Below are 20,084 nucleotides of genomic sequence, written 5' to 3' on the forward strand. Positions count from 1 at the left end.
GAGCCTCCTTACTTCCTTTAAAAACAAACACACATTTTTTTAAAGGAGTTTTACAATGAGTAATTTCAAAGAAATTCAATGGTCTTCAAAAGAAGACTCAGCGTTAATCCATCACCGTTTCGAAGACTTGAAAAAGCTTAGCTGGCATGACTGCGCTCTTCATGTCATGGATAATTTTGATATGTCCGTACCTGTAGAGCTGTCCGAAAATACATTTATCAGTGATGCAGAACTCGCACTGAAACAGCGTTCAAGCCGTTATGCCTGTATTCAAAATAATGATAAACGTATGACAGGTTTATTAGCACTTAGAGATTTACATGGGCGAAAAGCGACCCAATTAGTAACCAGTACTCAAACTCACTGGGGAGAGCTTACTTCAAAAGATTTGATGACCCCCCTATCATCTCTACCACAAGTGCAATTGAGCGATGTGCAAAAATCTAAGATAGGTGATGCTGCTGCAACCCTGAAGTCTTCCGGTAAAGATTTTCTTGTCGTGGTCAACAACAATGAGGTTTATGGTGTCATTTCATCCCTTAAAATAGCTGAGCTTACAGGCGAGTCCATAAACGTTTTTCATTTACCCTCGACATTTGCTGAGATTATTTCAGTAGTCAACCACAAAGAGATGATCGACTAACACTTTAAATTAAAAATGCCCCGATATAACGCATTATATTGGGGCATCTGTTTCAATATGAACTATCTGCATTAAAGTGAATCTAGCTCTTTTTCTAACTCTTTCATGGCCTTTTGGGTACGAAACTCTTCATAGAGCGCCGCCTTAGATTGTGGATCAAGCTGACGGTTTGATTTATCAACCAAGGTGTCAAAAGTTTCGCGAATGTCTTCTTTCACGACTAAAGCACACAGATACTTTTTACCATCAATTTGCGCTAACGAAATTTCTTCCGGCGTTGAGCCTTCTAAAGTCTCGCTGGAAACTTGTTTAGTGACCTGCTCAAATGTCGAACCAACATCACTTTTGCCTTCAGCCTGAAGCTTGCGGTTATATAACTTATCTAACACACTCGCCTTTATGCTGATTTGTTGCGCCATATCCGCTCGTGCAGCAGCCACAGCTTGTGGTCTATCTACGGCCATATTTCCTGACCAGTCGACACACGCTGATGAAGCTAGCCCTTTGTCCGATTTAGGAAGAAACACCCAAGCAGGCGCTGAGTCTTGAGGATTTCCGGTCACAGACTGCATCTGCTGATTTGCCTGTGCCGACGACTTTTGCTCTTCTGTTTGTTCCGGTTGAGAGGCACAAGCAGCTAATGCAAAGCACACCCCTATGGTAATCAAATGTTTTTTCATAATTATAAACCCAATGTTTTTTGATAATGAGCTTCACGCTCAGTGACTTTTGTTAAATAATTCTTGGTTTCCGATGCCGGCAAATAAGTCATTAAATGCTCGTACACTTGCTTCGGTGACATTTGGTTCGCAACTCTACTCGCTCTCGTCAATGAAGTGGTATTCGTCATTGCCCGCGCCACATTTCCCGGTCCAGTATTATAAGCCGCAATTGCCATATAAAAGCGAGACTGAGTATTGCGAACATCTTTAAAATAGCGGTTTATCAACAAATGAAAATAAACGCTGCCAGCCTGTATATTTCTATTCGGATCAAACAGGTATTCAGGCGTTAGCAAGCGTTGTTGACCATGCAAAAAGCCAGTGATGTCTTTTCCTGCTGACGTAGGAACTATCTGCATTAAGCCAAAAGCAGGAATGTGAGAACGGGCCAGCGGGTTAAAACTAGATTCAGTATGGATAACAGCTATAACTAACTCGGTTGGGAGTCCCCATTGACGCGCGTAAGTCTCTGCTGCCGGTAGTACTCGTTTTACGCGATCTGATACCGCAGCGTCTGGCATCTTGATAGTCACTGAGGCTCGTCTACCGGAGCGCTGTACTTTTTGCTGAGATAAGTCCTGCGCCTCGACCTTTCTGCCTAGCAAAGACTCAGATCTTTGTGGTTGCTTTTGAGAGCGACTATTAACACTCATGCCCGCATTGATTAAGACAGGATCGGACTCAACAGCTTCTTGCGCAGAGGTCTCATTCAACCGTTTAACTTCAGCTTTCGCAGTATTTAATACATCCGCGTCGTCAGAGTCATCCAAAACTTCCACTGTAATAGTATTGTTTTCATAATCGACGATGGTTCGACGACTTTTGTCGTCCGAATATTCAACCCAGCGTTTTTTATCAGGGAGCTTAGCGTCATCCCACTTTTCAGCAACTTCCTTACGATACGCTTGCTCGGCTTCCCGCCAACGCTCAACAAACGCCTGAAATTCCTGCTCACGTTTATCCTGGAACTCCTGAAACTCAGTCTGCTGCTCTTTAAGGTACTGCTCAAATTCAGCATCGTCCTGTGCAACCGTACTAAAAACGCTGAGACTAAAAATAGCTAGATAAATCGTCGGCTTTTTCAGCATCTTCCCGCTCCTTCTGTTCTTCAGCATTCAGTTTTAATTGACGGCACTCCACTGAGTCGCAGCTACTGGTTAAGTCAATCACTGATTGCCAACGGCCATCAGAAAACCAAATTGAGGACACTGCATATTTCGCAGCATTCATAGTCAGCGCCTTGCCATTAAGGTTAGCGTCTAAATAGTTTAGACGTTGCTGCTCGGGTGCCAGCTTGGCAATTAACGCTACCGCGTCGGCAGAAGAATACGAGTGTGATAAAGCTTCTTTAAGAAAAGGCTTTATCTGTTTAAGCTCGCCCTGTTCGACCAAAAACCATGCTGCTCTTACCGATAAGCCGGCGATATTCAATGACCAATCACTGACTTGTGACTCCCCCGTACAATGCAGCCACCCGGACTCATTCCATGAGTTAAACTTCTCAATGTCTGCTCGAAGAAATGAAACCTCACCAGGCACGCTAAGGCCAACACGTTCACTCAGACGTTCTCTAACTTCGGCTCTAAGAGGTAAAGTCAATGCTGACCGACAAGCTTTTTGCCAGGCCTGGCTTGGTAATTTCGAGTCAGTTCGCACTCTAGCTTCGCCGTCTGAAATCTCTTTTTCAAACCGACTCAGCTCTGGTGGCTCTGAAGCTATAGCAAGCTGGGACAAAAGCCCCAGCGATGCAATAAACCACTTCATTATAGGTTATCTTCGTCAGACACCTTACCTGACGCCCCTTGAGGGTTCGCCGCTTCGTCGTTTTGGCCACCATAAACTCGAATATTCCGACCTGAACTGCTTGGATTAGCTGTACCGCCGGCTTCCATTTCGCGTTTAGCTTCGCGAGACACCGCTTCTAAAGAAGGAGAATAAACGGATACGGTATACATCCAATGACCATCTTCGCTCGCAAAGCTCCGGTTACTGACGCCCGGAGGCAGTTGACCTTTAGTGACAGCGCCATATTCATCAGACATTTTCAATTGATTAAGGAAGACAGTACGTTCGCTATCCAGTTTTTTTGCAGTTGTCGGATCTTCTAAGCGCGGATCGCCGCCGTATTCAAACTGCTGATTTGACTCCACTTGATCTTCGCTGAAGCTGCCTTTCCAATAAACTTCATCGCCCTGCATAGTGCCAATAAGCGCGCTGTTTGCTCGGCTTTGTGACTGGCGTTTAGCCGCATCTTTCAGGCGTCTTGCAACACGCGGGTTATCGTTATCGCGAATAATTGCAGAGCCATAACCCATTAAAATAATTTCGCCGGTGTCAGCGTGGGTTAGGATTTTCGCTCCCATTGGCGGCAAAACACCACTGTTAATATCTGCAACTACTTGCTTAAATACTTCATTCGGGTTTGTCGTTACGGCAACAGCGCCATGGTTGTCACGAATTTGCGCGCGTGTTTTAGGTGTTGAAATTAAGCTAACTCGAACTGTCTTTTCATCAACGTTGTCATAAACATCGAAAGTGACATAGCCAGATAAAGAACCAGATACAGAGTCAATGCAATTCTCTTGCATAGTCGTTGATTCATTAGTAACCGAGTCAGAACCCGTTTGGATATCATCCAATACCGTTTGAACAGCGTTCTCACATTCCTGTTGAATGCCATTCATATTTTCAATAAGCTGCTTCTTCGCAATTAGCGCGGCTTGGTTGTATGCGCCACGCTTCGATAACAGCGTCGCATTCATATTGTCGTAGGTGTTATAACTAGAACTACCGATAGACAAAATCCCGGTTCCGCTGCCAACCTGAACTAAACGAATACCATCCTGGTTTTCATCTACAAGCTGTTGGTGAGCTGCTTTTACAGCCGTTTTCTCGTCTTTACCGACAACCACATTACCTTTAGTAACGACGTCGGCAGACTCCACATTTTCGCCAGGTCGGGCCGGAGTCATATCTGTTAAGTCAAAGTCTTGTGCAAATGTTGGCAACGCAGCCAATAACGCTAAAGTTAAGAGTGAACGTTTCATTATTTATTTTCCTTAATCAAACCGAATAGTAAATTCATTGTTTATTTGAGCTTTGGGCAGGCTTTGTGCTGCTATTGGTCGTACCGACTGATGCAGAGCAGCAACAAGTTCACCGGTTGCTCCGGCATATCGCAAACTGGCTTTGTAATAGTCCCCCTGACTATTCACAACTACGTCTTTCACACCGCCCAGTGTCGACAAAATAGAAGACAGTTTATCGGGCTGAGACAAGTAACGCGTATGTATAAAAATATCGCGAACCATGCCACCTTGTGCGACCACCTGATTAAACGACTTTTTCAGCGTTTTGCGCAGTGACTGCTGCTGTTCGGGAGTAGCGAGGTGCACATCAATAAGGTCGTGTTCGACCTGAGCACTTGTTGGCAAAGACAATAAGCTTGGTTCATTTCGCCAAAGCCCGTATTGCTGTCCCGATAAGTCTTCTACCGTTACATTGAGCTGCAGCCGACTGTTGGCGCCCCTTGCTCGAAGAACCGAGTCAGCTTTAATCACTAAATTAGCGTGAGAGCTATATTCAATACCCTGCTCTGCAAGCCAATCTTTCAGCAGGCTACTCAGTGGTTCCGGTGCTTGAACATTCACTCGCGGCGAACCAATAGCCATCAACACATCATTCGCAGCCTGAGCAATAGGTTGCTTTTCCACCACAGCTTTAATTGTGACCTCAACGCCGTTATTAGGCAGTTCTCGACTGTTGAGTAAAGACCACTCTTTAACGAGCCCTTGCGACCTTGTATGCAATTGTTGAGAAATAACTTCGTTCACCGAGAACTCATCACCGCTCTCGCTCGAAGACTCCTCGGTCGTTGAAAACTGAGTATTTTGCTGAGTCAGCCACATACCAACGACTTGTGAAACCGCACGTTTCAAGGCATCCATTTCAGCTTGAGTACGTGCTGTGCGGCCGTTCTCGTTGTCAGGCCACCCTTCGCCTATAACCGTCACTAACACATTCTCGGCTGCAGCATTCCAGTCACCGCCAGCCGATTGACCGTTCGATTTTGGCAAACTACCTGTTTTTAAACGAACAGTGACACAAGTATCGCTGCCCTGAAGACGAGGAGCCGAAATATCAACAGGCATTTGCTGAATACTCATACCCTGCTGCTGCATGTCGCTCAACTTACGAGCCCAGGATGACGTCTCCGTGTCGATATCTTCGCTTGAGGTTTGTTGCGCCAGCAACTTAGGGGACGATAAGAATTGCGCAACCTGCGACAAGGCATCCATTTTTGCCGACTCTATCGCAGGCGTTCCGCGCCCATAGGCGCAGGCTTCTGCTTCGATGCCGCGCATTGAGCTCAGAGAAACCTGAGCTAATGCGCTGAATGAAGCTACACTGGCTAGCACACCAAAACTAAGTGCTAGTTTCCTCATGTGCGAGACTCCAGGAATCCGGCCGGAGTACCAACTGAAACAGCGAAAATCTTAGTGCCATTTGACGGGCGGTAGATTCCGTTCGCCGCTGAACGTTCCACTTGTTCAGCCAAGTCGCTATTCTTCCATACCGCTATTTCGCCCACTGCGCTGTTGCGAGAAGGGTTCACATTGGCCACGCCAATTGGCTCAACAAAGCCAGCTTCGTATTGAAAAATAATCATTGTCTCGTTGGGTAGTACACCGGCGTTCTGACCGCGGTCCAAACTCACCTGATTTCCTTTAATACCAAGAACCTGGGCCGTTGCTGGCATTTCAGAAAGCATACGTGTCAGCAAAATATCAATGCCACGAGACGTCATATCGTTAATCACCGCATTAACGTGCGCAGGGTCGTGGTAACGAAAGCCTGTTTCATAACGGTTATTCACCATGACGTATTTCAGCTCGTTACGCTCACGCACATCTTCCGATTTAACACGAATCTTCCCTAAATTAGGGTAAGACATTAGCTCTCGTGTGAACGGGTTCAAAACAGCGGTTGTTAGCTCTAATGTGTAGTCCATCCAGCCGGTAATTGAGCCTTCACTTTTTACTGTGCGAAGAGTATCTAATTTGACAATAAAGTCAGGCTTTAGCACTTTCTGGCTGCCAGCTCTTTCTGCTAAGGCCCTGGCTCCCTGCTGCTCCATGAAAATTTGTTTTTCTTGAGAAATAACATCGTCGTCACGCGTAATGATTCTGAAGCGGTTAATGCCCGCGAACTGATTCTCCAGCATAAATAGCAACTGCTTATCATCATACTCTCGCAGAGCCTCTACGCCTTGACCTTCACCGCCCACATCGGTACCCGCAAAATACATACGAACGGTTGGTTTCTTAAGTGGACAGGCATCAGACTCAGTCGCTGGGTTAAACGTGCAGTTCTGCAGGCCTTGAGTATCGAAATACGCCGGTACTTTAATGTCTTCGCTATCAAAGTTATAAGCGCTACGTGCAACACTGGCATTTGACGCTCGGTTTGATACTTTCGCGGTTTGTGTTTGATCAGCTTGACGAGTCTGACAAGCACTTAGAGATAAAACAGCCAATGCTGTGATAGTGAGTTTCGTCACTAACTTCATAGTTCACTTCCTTTTTCAAAAAGCCAGTTTTGTATAGGGGTATCTAAAATAGCTCGCATTTGCTCCAGGGCATGGTTACGAGCTTGCTGGGTAGATGTTCCATTACCGACAACAGTAATATGCTCTTGCCGAAATACCCTAAAAGGTGAATGTGGTTGCGTTAATTCAACCATTAAGTCCAGTTTATGCTGGTGATTATTTTCTGATTGTCTTGTTCTGTGAGCAGGCTTCAGCTGCAACCATAAAACGGTTTCTGTCGCAGACGGTATTTGCTGATTAATAATTCCAACAAGGCTTTGCAAAGAGCTGTCAGCAATAACGCGAACACCATAGCGTTGCCATACCTTTGCAACAGCACTTAAATTCTCACGAAGTTTATTTTTAAGCGTGTCATTGGTAGCGCCTAAACCGGCCAAAGCTCTTTCAATCCTTAACCCGTAGGCATTCGCCTCCCGGTACTTTAATGCCCAAAGCACCTTATCAACAGCAGGTGACTGAGCAGGAAAACTAAGCGTCGCTATCGGTGTAAGCTCATCCTCAAGAAAGCGAATCAGTTGCCTTTTACTGATAGTTGCCTGTACGTAGGTTACGCCTGATTTTTTATCAACAAACTGCTCAATGACGTTAACTTTATTTACATCGATTGAGAGTGTGTTACTGACAACTGACTGTTTAAAGTATTGGGATGTTCCTGCTTGTGTTTTTTCAAGAACAGAAACGTTTTCAGCAGACATCGACTGACTAACCTGAGCAATAATTTCTGCTATTGCTGCGCGTTTTGCTTCAGAACTCGACGGACCGCTGCCAACAGCTGTCAGTTGCTCACTGGTATTTTCTGATTTGAAAATCCAGTCCGGCAGCTCTTGCGCGGTGATAGAAAAACTGAAGGTGGCCATAATTATGACCACCCAATAACGAATAGGCATTACCCTTTAGCTTCTAACTCGTCTTGAAGCGCATTAATGGCTTCAATGGTTTCTTGCTCTAGCGTAATAATTTCGTTGGCATCCGATGCTAAATCGATTTGATCTTTTGCGCGTAGAATAGCCAAGCCTAGGTTATTATCAGCGTTCTGTTCGTTATCGCTCATCCACCCTGACACCATACCTAAGCTGCCAGCTTTAGCGACAGTGGTAGAGTGCTCACTTAAAATGATAGCTGCTTGCGCTAATTGCACGGTGATGTCAGTCGCTAATTTAGCATTTTGCTCAGACACACCTTCGATTGCTGAGTTGTAGGCTGCGAGCTTTGGACCAATTTTGTCATCTTCAGTTTCTGCTTTGTCGTCAAACGCAATAATTGCCGCTCTCAACTCTTCTTCAGACTTACCCTGATGAGCCGTCAAAAATGCTTGTACATCAACGTAGTTTTCCGTCTGAGTACGATACTCACCCATCACGTTGTATTGGCGCTCCAGGATAGAAGCACAGATATTTAAGAACTCATCGACACCCGGCTGAATTTCAACACGGTTAAACCCGAGCTCTTCCATTTGCACAGAAAGATCAGCAACGGCCTGGTTTCTGTCTAAAGTCGCGGCGTTTTCATTTGAAGTAGACATACACGCACTCAGTACAACAGCGGCTAGTGGTGCAACGATCCATTTTTTCATAACACTTTCCCTCAGAGGCTTTGAGCCAAATCAACATTTTTATTACATAGGCTTAGTTTAGCCATAATGGTGAATGTAAAGAAAGCGTTAAGAAGGATCAATCAGTTTTTAAATTTTTTTAAGCAAGATCGAGAAATCGACTCTCAAATGACTGAAAGCGTGTGAAAAACAATAGGGTATTTATTATGGTGGCGCTGGACGGACTTGAACCGTCACTCCCGAAGGAACCTGATTTTGAATCAGGCGTGTCTACCAATTCCACCACAGCGCCATTTATTGCGAGGTGAAGTTACCAAGGAAGGCAACGGGTCGGGATTATACCCGCGATACTTAGCTAATCAAGCGAAAATTATCGAAAAGTGGTTTTCACCGCACTGACTGATGATTCATTAACCATATTGCTTGTAATAGGGAGTTAATGTCAGCCGGTATCCTCCGTGTTAATATAACGCCATCGACAACAGATAACTCTCTACAATGACATTGAACGCTCAAGAATTACACGCCAGTTTTCCAAGCGCTGGTTTTCTCCGCCGCTTAGCGGCCTGGGTATACGATTTTTTAGTGGCTGTCGCTATTATCATGCTTTCTTCAGCGCTGGCGTTGGGTTTTGCGGCAACCTTAACAGCGCTCAATTGGGTGCAGCTAAGTGAGGGTATGGATCATGCCGGATGGCTTGCTCAGGGGCCCTGGTACAGCATCTATTTAATCGGTGTATTAGCTATCTTCTTTGGCTGGTTCTGGAAACGCTCGGGTCAAACCATTGGTATGAGAGCATGGCGTCTAAAGTTACAAAATCGCGATGGCAGCCGCTTAACATTAAGGCAAACCATTATTCGTTTGCTGACATGCTGTGCTGGGTTAGGAAACTTGTGGGTTTTAGTCGACTTTAAAAATCGCCGAGCCTGGCATGACTATGCAGCAGGCACTGAAGTTGTGACCTTATCGAAAGAAGCTAATCAGCTATTTTACTGGAACGAGCTCTAGAGCCCGTTCCAGTGCCTTTATTACCCTGCTTTTTTCTGCATAAAGTAAACAGCAAGGGCTGCGAATACAATACTGGGTAACAGCGCACCAAAGAAAGCGGGAACTTGATACACCTGCGCTAAGGGTCCGAATATCTCATTACTGACATGAAAGCCGAAACCGGTAATGACTCCCATCAAAATACGAGCCCCCATAGTTGTTGAGCGAAGCGGTCCAAAAATAAAGGACAATGCAACCAACAACATAACCGCAACCGTTACTGGGGCAAGCAGCTTACGCCATAAAGCGAGCTCATAGCGCTTGGCAGATTGCTGATTAAGCTCCAGGTAATTCAGATAGTCCAATAAACCAGAAACCGACAAAGATTCAGGCTTTATGGTTACCACACCTAACTTATCAGGCGTTAACGTCGACTGCCATTGAACACTACTTTTTCGTGACGAATTAACACGGCTTTCACCAAGTTCGGTAATGACAACATCCTGCATACGCCATGCCCCGTTAGTAAACAGAGCAGTTTGGGCGTAAGTTGCTTTTTGCAGCTCTCTATTTTCATCAAAGTCGTAAATAATGACATTGTTGAGGCGGCCGGTGTCTTCTACTTCACCAATGTTGATAAAGTCGGAGCCATCCTTTGCCCAAACACCCTGCTGAGCCGAAATTAAGCTACCACCAGAAATCTCCTGCGAGCGAATTGCACGACCTTTAGACTCCATAGGAGGGGCAACCCATTCGCCAATCGCCATTACCGCAACCATCATAATAATGGCCACTTTCATAACGGCGGCAATAATGTCCAGTCGTGAACGGCCGGCAGCAAGCATAACAACGAGCTCAGAATTGCTCGCAAGCATACCCACACCAATCAAGCCGCCAAGTAGCGCGGCCATAGGGAAAAATAACTCCACGTCTCGCGGCAAACTGTAAAAAACAAATAACGCCGCATCCAGGGTATCGTAATTTCCCCGACCAACGGCCTTTAACTGTTCAACAAAACGGATCAGCGCTGACAATCCCGTCAGTACGGTCAGACTCATTAACGACGTTTTTAGCACCGTCAGGCCAATGTATTTATCCAGAATACTTAACATCGTTAACCCCGCTTATTCCGGACACTAAAACGTGACAAGAGCTTCAAACCTAACGGCCGACCTTTGCCGATTAAAATAAAGCCGAATATCAGCAAAATAAAATGAATCCACCAAAGGCCTATCACCGACGGTATTACGCCATCCCGAACTGCCGCCTTAGCAGCCATTAACACCAGAAAATAACCAAGATAAATCAAGAAAGCCGGAGCCATTCGCGCAAACTTTCCCTGCCTTGGGTTTACACGACTAAGCGGCACCGCAATTAACGTTAATAACGGCATAGCCAAAGGAATAGCAATACGCCACTGGAACTCTGCTACGGCCGCATTGCCCGGGGTTTCTAATAACTCCAGCGTAGAGTAATTTTCCAATTTTCGTGCCTGACCGTCGGCTTCCTGCTCTTTTATTTGTAGGCGATAATTATCGAAGGTCATCGTCTGATAGCTACTTTGGTCACCGGCATAGCGGTTTCCCTCTCCCAGTTCCAGCCACTGAGAACCGCTGTCTTCGCTAATAACACGTCCAGTCTTCGCCATAACGACACTGCCCGCACGTAGCTCATTGCCTTCGTGACTATGTTGCGCAACAAAAACTTCTTGCAACTCGCCTTCTTCATTTACGTCTTGAACAAAGATAACCGCCTTTTGGTTACTGGCTTGCTGGAAGCGCCCCGGCATTAATGCCGTCAAGCCGCTATCAGAGCGCGCTTTTTCTTCAACTTGCTGCTCTTGCTCAAGCGCCCAGGGCACCGCCCATAAAGTCAGCGCCCCAGTCACTAATGCCAATACCAACGACAAGACCAAAGTCACCCTAGTAACATACCACTCGCTGACACCGCAGGCGTGCAAAATAGTCATTTCGTTGTCAGCGTAGATACGCCCGTGGGCCAGCAAAATCCCTAAAAATAAACTCAAAGGAAGAATTAAAGCGAGTAGTGCCGGTAAATTCAGCGACAACAATTGAAAAATAACACTGCCGGGAATATCTCCCTCAGAGGCATCGGACAACACACGTACAAATTTCTGACTGACGAATATAGCCATCAGAATAAAGAGCACAGCAAGCTGCGACTTTAGTGTTTCACTGATTAAATACCGAAATATGCGCACTAATGTTCACTCATGTAACTTAGGTTTTTACTGGAATAGCTGCGATTTTTAAGTAAACTTGTTATTTTAACAACAAAATGTCTTAAGAGCTAAACTATAGCAGGCATTAAAGCCACCTGAAACAGGAGCACTGTCATGGAGTTCAGCGTCAAAAGTGGTAATCCGGAAAAACAACGTTCTGCGTGTATTGTCGTAGGTGTCTTTGAACCCCGCCGATTATCAGGTGTGGCTGAACAGCTGGACAAAGTCAGTGATGGCTATTTAAGCAATTTATTGCGCCGTGGTGATTTAGAAGGTAAGTCTGGACAAGTTCTTTTATTACATCATGTCCCAAACATTTTAGCTGAGCGGGTATTACTGGTTGGTTGCGGTAAAGAGCGTGAACTTGACGAGCGACAGTACCGCCAAATTATTGCGCGTACTATTAACACGTTAAATGAAACCGGCTCGATGGAAGCGGTATGCTTTCTAAGCGAGCTACACGTAAAAGGTCGTGATACCTACTGGAAAGTTAGACAAGCAGTTGAGGCTGCCCGGGCAGCGCTATATAACTTTAACGAGCTCAAAAGTAAGAAAGAAGAGCCCCGCCGCCCGCTTCGTAAGTTAGTCTTTAACGTTCCGAGTCGCAAAGAACTTACTTTGGGTGAACAAGCGGTTCAACATGGGCTGGCAGTGTCAGCAGGAATGGATGTGTGCCGAAATGTGGCAAATATGCCACCGAACATTTGTACACCTCGTTACCTGGCCGAACAGGCCGCAAAAATGGCAGAAGGCTACGATAACCTAAGCGTCACGACGGTTGAAGAAGCCGAAATGGAAAAGCTCGGTATGAATGCCTATTTAGCCGTTGGTCGAGGCTCTGAACATGAGTCAGTACTGACTCTAATGCATTATAAAGGTGCGCCCGATGACCAAGCACCCATTGTTCTTGTTGGTAAAGGCCTGACATTCGATTCCGGTGGTATTTCAATTAAGCCGTCCGCCAACATGGACGAAATGAAATACGATATGGGCGGTGCAGCCGGCGTACTGGGTGCTATGCAAGCTTTGGCGGAACTCCAACTGCCTATTAACGTTATTGGCGCAGTCGCTGGTTGTGAAAACATGCCGGACGGCAAGGCCTATCGCCCCGGCGATATTCTTACGACCATGAGCGGGCAAACCGTAGAAGTCCTCAATACTGACGCGGAAGGCCGACTGGTGTTGTGCGATACACTAACTTACGTTGAGCGTTTTGAGCCAGATTCTGTTATCGACTTGGCAACACTCACAGGCGCCTGCGTTATCGCTCTGGGCAGTCACGCTTCTGCGGTACTCAGTCAGCACAACCCACTGGCACACGAAGTGTTAAACGCGGCCCAGCAAAGCGGCGATAAAGCCTGGCGTATGCCTTTATGGGACGAGTACCAATCGATGTTGGACAGTCCTTTTGCGGACATGGCGAACATAGGCGGCCGCGAAGCTGGCACTATCACTGCGGCTTGCTTCCTGTCGCGCTTCACCAAAAAGTACAACTGGGCTCACATGGATATCGCCGGCACAGCTTGGCAAGGAGGTAAAGAAAAAGGTTCAACGGGACGGCCGGTGCCTTTATTGACTCAGTTCTTAATTAACCGATGCTCGAGCGAGGCAACCGAATAATATGCCCTCAGCTACGTTTTTTCTGATGCCCGAAGCATCAGAGGATGAGCAAAATGCGTTAATTTGCGATAAGATCGCTGAACTGTACAGAAAACATAAGCGATTGCGTGTCTGGGCTCAAAATCAAGCTCAGGCAGAAGCTCTGGATGAACTGCTATGGCAGCGTCCTGCTGATGCTTTCATTCCGCACAACTTAGTCGGCGAAGGCGCCTCTACCGGTGCTCCGGTTGAAATTGGTTGGCCTCAAACGGAGCCTGGTTCAAGTAGACCGGGGTATGCGCTATTCAATTTAGCCAATGATGTACCCGTACAGGCGCAACAAAGTCAGCAACTGTACGACATTGTGCCAGTGTCAAGTGAAGGCAAAGCAATTGCCAGAGAACGTTACAAACATTACCGGGCGCGCGGTTGCCAAATGCATACCGTACCCCTGATATCCGAACAGAAGTAAGGTCATTATGGATAAAACATATTCCCCTGCAGATATAGAGCAAAACCTTTACCAACAATGGGAAGAAAAAGGGTACTTCAAGCCTAGCGGCCAAGGTGACTCTTACTCCATTATGATCCCGCCACCCAATGTGACCGGCAGTCTGCATATGGGCCACGCTTTTCAACACACCATTATGGATACGCTTATTCGTTATCAGCGTATGGATGGTAAAAATACCTTGTGGCAGGTCGGCTCAGACCATGCGGGCATTGCTACACAAATGGTGGTGGAGCGCCAACTGGCGGCTCAAAATCAAACACGGCAAGAGCTAGGTCGAGAAGCCTTCATTGATAAAATTTGGGAATGGAAACACCAGTCCGGCGGTACTATTACTCAGCAAATGCGTCGTTTAGGCGATTCTGTAGACTGGGATCGCGAGCGTTTTACCATGGACGAAGGCCTGTCCGACGCCGTTCGCGAAGTGTTTGTGAAGCTACATGAAGAAAACTTAATTTATCGCGGCAAACGACTGGTCAACTGGGATCCGGCATTGCAAACCGCCATTTCAGACCTGGAAGTCGAAAACAAAGAACAACAGGGCTCTATTTGGTACTTACGCTACCCGCTTGCTGACGGTGAAAAGACCGAAGACGGTAAAGATCATTTAGTCGTCGCTACTACCCGACCGGAAACCATGTTAGGTGATGTTTGCGTGGCTGTTCACCCGGACGATGAGCGCTTTGGACACTTAGTCGGTAAATACATTAACTTGCCTATTGTGAACCGTCGTATTCCTATCGTCGCCGACCATCATGTTGACAGCGAGTTTGGTACTGGCTGCGTAAAAATTACGCCAGCTCACGACTTTAACGACTATGAAATTGGCAAGCGCCACCAAACCGGCATGATATCGATTTTCGATGACACGGCTCACGTTATGGAAAAAGCCGGGTTATACACCAGCACTGGCGAAGCACTGAGTGAACTTGACGGATTTGACGGAACATTACCGAGCCAATACGCAGACAAAGAGCGTTTTGAAGCCCGCAAACAACTGATTGCTGAATTTGACGAGCTGGGGTTATTGGAAAAAATAGAAAAACATACCAACAAAGTCCCTTATGGTGACCGTGGCGGTGTGCCTATTGAGCCTCATCTAACTGACCAATGGTATGTTCGTGTTGAGCCGTTGGCGAAACAGGCGACCGAAGCGGTAGAAGACGGCCGCATCGAGTTCGTTCCCAAGCAATATGAGAATATGTACTTCAGCTGGATGCGCGACATTCAGGACTGGTGTATCTCTCGTCAACTTTGGTGGGGACATCGCATACCGGCTTGGTATGACGAAAGCGGCAATGTTTATGTAGGCCGTACCGAAGAAGAAGTCCGTGAAAAGTATAACTTAGGTGACACAGCCCTTCAGCAGGATGAGGATGTTTTAGACACCTGGTTCTCGTCAGCACTTTGGACATTCTCTACGCTGGGCTGGCCGAAGAACACCGATGACTTAAAAACTTTCCACCCTACCGATGTGTTGGTGACTGGTTTTGACATTATTTTCTTCTGGGTTGCCCGCATGATAATGATGACCATGCACTTCATGAAAGACGATGAGGGTAAACCTCAAGTGCCTTTCAAAAAGGTGTATGTCACGGGTCTTATTCGCGACGAAGAAGGTCAAAAAATGTCTAAGTCCAAGGGGAATGTGTTGGATCCTCTGGACATGATTGACGGCATTAGCGCTGACGAATTAGTCGCCAAGCGTACTGCTAATATGATGCAACCGAAAATGCGCGAGAAAATTGAAAAGCGTACTCGTGCGGAATTCCCGGACGGCATTACAGCGCATGGCACCGATGCACTACGCTTTACGCTAACGGCACTGGCCTCAACCGGCCGTGATATCAACTGGGACATGAAACGCCTGGAAGGTTATCGTAACTTCTGCAACAAACTATGGAATGCCAGCCGCTTTGTGCTTATGAATACTGAAGAGCACGACTGCGGTCAAAGCGGCGATGAAATGACATTATCACTGGCTGACGAATGGATTATCGCGCGCTTTAACAGTACGGTGAAAGAATTCCGTCAGGCGTTGGAGAGCTACCGTTTTGACCAGGCCGCAGCCATTGCTTATGAGTTTACCTGGAACCAGTTCTGCGACTGGTACTTAGAGCTCACCAAACCGGTTCTGCAGAATGGTACAGAGGTTCAGCAGCGCGGTACCCGCCATACTTTGATCAGCATTTTGGAACAGCTTCTGCGTTTGCTTCATCCAATTATGCCATACATCACTGAAACCATTTGGCAAAGGGTCAAGCCGCTAGCGAGCGTTGAAGGCGATACTATTATGCTGCAACCGTTCCCGCAGGTACAAAGCTCGGTCAATGAGCAAGCCATGCTGGATATGGAATGGTTAAAGCGTGTTATTCTGGCTATCCGTAATATTCGTGGTGAAATGGACTTATCGCCAAATAAACCATTGCCGTTATTGTTGTCGAACGCCGACGCTATGGCGAAGGGACGTATAGAGAATAACGAAAGCTTCCTGAGTAGTCTGGCCAAGCTTGAATCTATTGAGTTTATTGATAGCGATGATGACGCACCTGCCAGCATGACGGCCCTGGTCGATAGCTTGAAGTTGCACATTCCAATGGCCGGCTTAATTGACAAGGACGCTGAGCTACAGCGCTTGCAGAAGGCTATTGAAAAGGCTGAGAAAGAATGGCAGCGCCTTAATGGTAAACTCAGCAACGAAAACTTCGTTAATAAAGCGCCTGAAGCTGTTATAGCAAAAGAGCGTGAAAAACTTGCCGAAGCTGAGGCAACGCTAAGCCAGCTGAAAGAGCAGCAGGAAAAAATTAGCGCACTTTAATCAATTATGAGCGGAGAGGATTATTCCTCTCCGTCGTCATAATCTTCGTCGAGCTCGTCGTCATCCAGCATAGTTCCCCAGCCGTCATACTCGACGTCACACTCGTCAGCGACAGCCGCTATTTCTCTCACCTGACGGGCTAGCACATTGTTATCTAGCTCGGCATCGGTTGCAGCAATAAATGCGAACCAGCGTTTCCCCTGCTCGTCTTCAAATTCGTCAGCGTCATCGACATGATAACCTAGCTTCACCAGCTCCACCGCAGCTTTCTCTAATTTAGTGAAGTCAGTCGCAGCAAGGTGATGCTCAATTTCATAGAGCGTGTCAGGCTCGGCACCGTCACTGATTAGCGCATTAATAGTTTGCTTGCTTTGCTCAAGCAGCTCATTCAGAGGCTGACTCATTCGCTTTCCTTCTTCACTTGTTCGTTTAACTGATTAATTTTACTGTCCATAATGTCATGGCAGTGACGATTTAAATCGCGCAAATTCTCTTTTTGATAATTGGCAATTCGTATCGGCTCAAGAAATGCCACTTTTAGAACACCGTTATTCCAGCGGTTCATCTTAATTTTACCGTGTAGCTCTGACACGCACACGGGAACAATATCCACCTGAGCCCGAAACGACGTATGAAAAGCCCCATTTTTAAAAGGCAGCAGCCCACGCCCGTAACTACGTGTACCTTCAGGGAACATCCACACGGAAATATCACGCTGGTTTATCGCATTCGCAGTCTGAGCAATTGTACCGTGTGCTTTGCCAGCGTTTTTCCGGTCGATGAGAATGTTTCCCGCCAACCAGTACAGCCAGCCAAAAAACGGAATCCAGCGTAGGCTCTTCTTACCCAAAGTCACCGTATTCTTCGGCAACATAGCCGCGATAGTGAATATTTCCCAGCTATTCTGATGGTTACAAACAAACACATAAGGTCCGCCACGTTCAATATCCGGGTGGCGTGTAACTTCAATCTTCAACCCAAGTACTCGAGTCGCCCAACCAAAGATATGGGCGAACCGATACGTGTTGTTTCGGTGAAAGGGTCGAATAATGCAAAACAGGCAGCCAACGACACCAAACACAACAATAAAACCACCTAAAAACAACCACCTCAGCACCGCTAGCATGACAACTCCCCGCCTTTATTCTTCATCTTCAACGATAATATCGTCGACTCGCTGAAGACCTCTGGGCAGTTTGTTACCCCGGCGCCCTCGCTCGCCCAGGTAGTGCTCAAGGTCAGCCGGCTTCAAAGTCAACTTCCGCTTCCCGGCCATTAGCGTTACCGCTTTGTCCGGCGCGGCGGTTGCCAGGGCAACTACATATTCCTCTCGCGACTGTGCTCTTAACGCAGGAATATTAATAATTTTATTCCCTTTGCCTTTGCTCAGTTGTGGTAAGTCTGCCACCGGGAAAACCAACATACGCCCCTCATTGGATACAGCAATAACGCGATCATTTTCAATGCTGTTAACCTGAGTTGGCGGTAATATTTTAGCACCGGTCGGCAAGGTAATAATCGCCTTGCCGTTTTTATTACGGCTGACTAAATCATTAAACTGGCAAATAAAACCATAACCGGCATCCGACGCCAGCAAGACACAGCTGTCGTCTTTCCCCATTAACACATGTTCAACCGTTTCGCCTGAGACCAGACTAAAGCGCCCGGTTAATGGCTCTCCCTGGCTCCTGGCCGACGGCAACAAGTGCGCTTCACACGAGAAGCTGCGTCCAGAGCTGTCAATAAACACAACTGGCTGGTTACTCTTGCCTTCTGCTGAGCCAAGGAAACTGTCTCCGGATTTATAGCTAAGCTTTTCACCATCAATGTCATGACCTTTCGCGCTGCGCACCCAGCCTTTTTTAGAGAGCACGACAGTAACGGCTTCTGCAGGCGTTAAGTCACGCTCACTCAATGCTTTTGCTTCATTACGCTCAACCAACGGCGAGCGACGTTCATCACCATAAGTTTCAGCATCGGCGAGCAATTCTTTGCGAATCAAGGTTTTCAAACGTCGGTCTGAGCCCAGAATTTTCTCAAGCTGCTCGCGCTCTTTACTTAATTCGTCCTGCTCACCTTTCAGTTTCTGCTCTTCCAGCTTCGCCAAGTGACGTAATTTCAACTCGAGAATTGCTTCGGCCTGTTTGTCTGACAGCTCAAAACGCGACATTAAGACTTCTTTAGGCTTATCTTCTGTGCGAATAATCTCGATGACTTCATCAAGGTTAAGATACGCAATAAGTAAGCCTTCTAAAATATGAAGACGTGCCAGTACCTTGTCTAAACGGTATTGCAAGCGGCGAGTAACCGTCTGCTGACGAAACTCCAGCCATTCTTTTAAAAGCCCAAGCAGCGGCTTAACTTGCGGACGACCGTCCAGTCCCAGAATATTCAAATTAACGCGATACTGTTTTTCTAAGTCAGTTGTCGCGAATAAGTGATTCATCAATTGCTCGGTATCAACGCGATTTGAGCGAGGTACAATAACCAATCGAGTTGGATTCTCATGGTCGGACTCATCGCGCAAGTCAGATACCAACGGTAATTTCTTCGCCTGCATTTGTTGAGCAATTTGCTCTAACACTTTTGCGCCCGAGGCCTGGTGTGGTAACGCGGTAACAACTATTTCACCGTCATCAACTTCGTAAGAAGCTCGCATTTTTATACTGCCGCGACCTGTTTCATACATTTTCTTTATATCGTCGGCAGGCGTAATGACTTCTGCGTCGGTCGGATAGTCCGGCCCCTTTAACACGTCCATAATGTCTTCGAGCGTGCTGCTTGGCTTTTCCAATAGCATCGCACAAGCGTTAGCCACTTCGCGGGCATTGTGCGGTGGGATATCCGTGGCCATACCTACTGCAATGCCCGTCACGCCGTTCAACAGGATATGAGGCAGCCTTGCAGGCAGTACCTTGGGCTCCTTCATAGTGCCATCAAAGTTGGGTATCCAATCAGCGGTGCCCTGCCCTAATTCACTCAGCAGAACTTCACTAAACTTAGACAGTCGTGCTTCAGTATAACGCATGGCCGCGAACGACTTAGGGTCATCGGGAGAGCCCCAGTTACCCTGACCATCCACCAACGGATGTCGATACGAGAATGGCTGCGCCATGAGCACCATAGCTTCATAACACGCGCTGTCACCATGGGGGTGAAACTTACCCAGCACATCACCCACGGTACGAGCGGATTTTTTATACTTTGCTAATGCCGATAAGCCCAGCTCCGACATTGCATAAACAATACGTCGCTGAACCGGCTTCAAGCCGTCGCCAATATGCGGCAATGCCCGATCCATAATGACGTACATGGAGTAATTTAAGTAGGCCTCTTCAGTAAAGCGGCTGAGGGGGCGTGTTTCGGTAATCTCCGTCGACATTCTCACTTCTCCTTACTAAG

Annotated in this window: 18 protein-coding genes and 1 tRNA gene; 5 read left to right on the plus strand and 14 right to left on the minus strand. The window is 46.9% G+C overall.

Annotated elements, in window-relative coordinates; translation table 11 throughout:
* Window positions 1-55 precede the first annotated feature (55 nt).
* Window positions 56-643 carry a CBS domain-containing protein gene (locus tag CWI73_RS05090; RefSeq protein WP_126751821.1) on the plus strand — a complete coding sequence of 196 codons (588 nt, stop codon included), beginning with the start codon at window positions 56-58 and terminating at the stop codon, window positions 641-643.
* A 71-nt stretch (window positions 644-714) separates the two neighbouring features.
* Here CWI73_RS05090 and CWI73_RS05095 read toward each other — a convergent pair whose 3' ends face one another.
* From CWI73_RS05095 to CWI73_RS05135, 9 genes are all read right to left on the minus strand, one after another.
* Window positions 715-1,323 carry a hypothetical protein gene (locus CWI73_RS05095; RefSeq protein WP_126751822.1) on the minus strand — a complete coding sequence of 203 codons (609 nt, stop codon included), beginning with the start codon at window positions 1,321-1,323 and terminating at the stop codon, window positions 715-717.
* Between the two features lie 2 nt (window positions 1,324-1,325).
* Window positions 1,326-2,453 (minus strand): murein transglycosylase domain-containing protein, encoded by a 1,128-nt coding sequence (locus CWI73_RS05100; RefSeq protein WP_198675154.1) that lies wholly within the window; start codon window positions 2,451-2,453, stop codon window positions 1,326-1,328.
* Window positions 2,416-3,129 (minus strand): hypothetical protein, encoded by a 714-nt coding sequence (locus CWI73_RS05105; RefSeq protein ID WP_126751824.1) that lies wholly within the window; start codon window positions 3,127-3,129, stop codon window positions 2,416-2,418. Before CWI73_RS05105 ends, CWI73_RS05100 begins: the two co-directional genes overlap by 38 nt.
* On the minus strand, window positions 3,129-4,412 hold the full coding sequence (locus CWI73_RS05110) for a hypothetical protein (protein WP_126751825.1): 1,284 nt from the start codon (window positions 4,410-4,412) through the stop codon (window positions 3,129-3,131). Before CWI73_RS05110 ends, CWI73_RS05105 begins: the two co-directional genes overlap by 1 nt.
* Before the next feature lie 12 nt (window positions 4,413-4,424).
* A complete protein-coding gene (locus tag CWI73_RS05115; protein ID WP_126751826.1) occupies window positions 4,425-5,810 on the minus strand; it encodes a hypothetical protein in 1,386 nt (461 codons plus the stop codon).
* Window positions 5,807-6,934, minus strand: a complete 1,128-nt coding sequence (locus CWI73_RS05120) for a hypothetical protein (RefSeq protein WP_126751827.1) — start codon at window positions 6,932-6,934, stop codon at window positions 5,807-5,809. Before CWI73_RS05120 ends, CWI73_RS05115 begins: the two co-directional genes overlap by 4 nt.
* Complete coding sequence (locus tag CWI73_RS05125) at window positions 6,931-7,830, minus strand: LPP20 family lipoprotein (protein ID WP_157980627.1); 900 nt, start codon at window positions 7,828-7,830, stop codon at window positions 6,931-6,933. Before CWI73_RS05125 ends, CWI73_RS05120 begins: the two co-directional genes overlap by 4 nt.
* Window positions 7,831-7,859: 29 nt before the next feature.
* The gene (locus CWI73_RS05130) at window positions 7,860-8,546 is read right to left on the minus strand and encodes a hypothetical protein (protein ID WP_126751829.1); all 687 of its coding nucleotides are present in this window, start codon (window positions 8,544-8,546) and stop codon (window positions 7,860-7,862) included.
* A gap of 186 nt (window positions 8,547-8,732) precedes the next feature.
* Window positions 8,733-8,817: transfer RNA gene (locus CWI73_RS05135), tRNA-Leu, on the minus strand.
* 206 nt (window positions 8,818-9,023) lie between these two features.
* Here CWI73_RS05135 and CWI73_RS05140 point away from each other — a divergent pair.
* Entirely contained in the window at window positions 9,024-9,533 is a 510-nt protein-coding gene (locus CWI73_RS05140; protein ID WP_126751830.1) for an RDD family protein, read from the plus strand.
* Between the two features lie 20 nt (window positions 9,534-9,553).
* Here the strand turns inward: CWI73_RS05140 and lptG are convergent, their stop codons facing one another.
* Entirely contained in the window at window positions 9,554-10,624 is a 1,071-nt protein-coding gene (gene lptG / locus CWI73_RS05145) for an LPS export ABC transporter permease LptG (protein WP_126751831.1), read from the minus strand.
* Between the two features lie 2 nt (window positions 10,625-10,626).
* The gene (gene lptF, locus CWI73_RS05150) at window positions 10,627-11,733 is read right to left on the minus strand and encodes an LPS export ABC transporter permease LptF (protein WP_053954172.1); all 1,107 of its coding nucleotides are present in this window, start codon (window positions 11,731-11,733) and stop codon (window positions 10,627-10,629) included.
* Between the two features lie 135 nt (window positions 11,734-11,868).
* Between lptF and pepA the strand changes: the two genes are divergently transcribed.
* Genes pepA through CWI73_RS05165 form a run of 3 tightly spaced genes read left to right on the plus strand, consistent with a single transcriptional unit; the run spans window position 11,869 to window position 16,682 of the window.
* Window positions 11,869-13,374 carry a leucyl aminopeptidase gene (gene pepA / locus CWI73_RS05155; RefSeq protein WP_126751832.1) on the plus strand — a complete coding sequence of 502 codons (1,506 nt, stop codon included), beginning with the start codon at window positions 11,869-11,871 and terminating at the stop codon, window positions 13,372-13,374.
* A gap of 1 nt (window position 13,375) precedes the next feature.
* The gene (locus CWI73_RS05160) at window positions 13,376-13,825 is read left to right on the plus strand and encodes a DNA polymerase III subunit chi (protein WP_126751833.1); all 450 of its coding nucleotides are present in this window, start codon (window positions 13,376-13,378) and stop codon (window positions 13,823-13,825) included.
* A gap of 7 nt (window positions 13,826-13,832) precedes the next feature.
* Complete coding sequence (locus CWI73_RS05165) at window positions 13,833-16,682, plus strand: valine--tRNA ligase (RefSeq protein WP_126751834.1); 2,850 nt, start codon at window positions 13,833-13,835, stop codon at window positions 16,680-16,682.
* Window positions 16,683-16,702: 20 nt separating this feature from the next.
* Here the strand turns inward: CWI73_RS05165 and rraB are convergent, their stop codons facing one another.
* From rraB to parC, 3 genes are read right to left on the minus strand one after another with little or no spacing between them, the layout of a single operon-like run.
* A complete protein-coding gene (rraB, locus tag CWI73_RS05170; RefSeq protein WP_126751835.1) occupies window positions 16,703-17,086 on the minus strand; it encodes a ribonuclease E inhibitor RraB in 384 nt (127 codons plus the stop codon).
* On the minus strand, window positions 17,083-17,808 hold the full coding sequence (locus CWI73_RS05175) for a 1-acylglycerol-3-phosphate O-acyltransferase (RefSeq protein WP_126751836.1): 726 nt from the start codon (window positions 17,806-17,808) through the stop codon (window positions 17,083-17,085). Before CWI73_RS05175 ends, rraB begins: the two co-directional genes overlap by 4 nt.
* Before the next feature lie 15 nt (window positions 17,809-17,823).
* Window positions 17,824-20,064: a DNA topoisomerase IV subunit A gene (gene parC / locus CWI73_RS05180; protein ID WP_126751837.1), complete on the minus strand. Its 2,241-nt coding sequence runs from the start codon at window positions 20,062-20,064 to the stop codon at window positions 17,824-17,826.
* Window positions 20,065-20,084 lie beyond the last annotated feature (20 nt).

The sequence above is a fragment of the Idiomarina piscisalsi genome (assembly GCF_003987095.1).
Classification (GTDB): Bacteria; Pseudomonadota; Gammaproteobacteria; order Enterobacterales; family Alteromonadaceae; genus Idiomarina; species Idiomarina piscisalsi.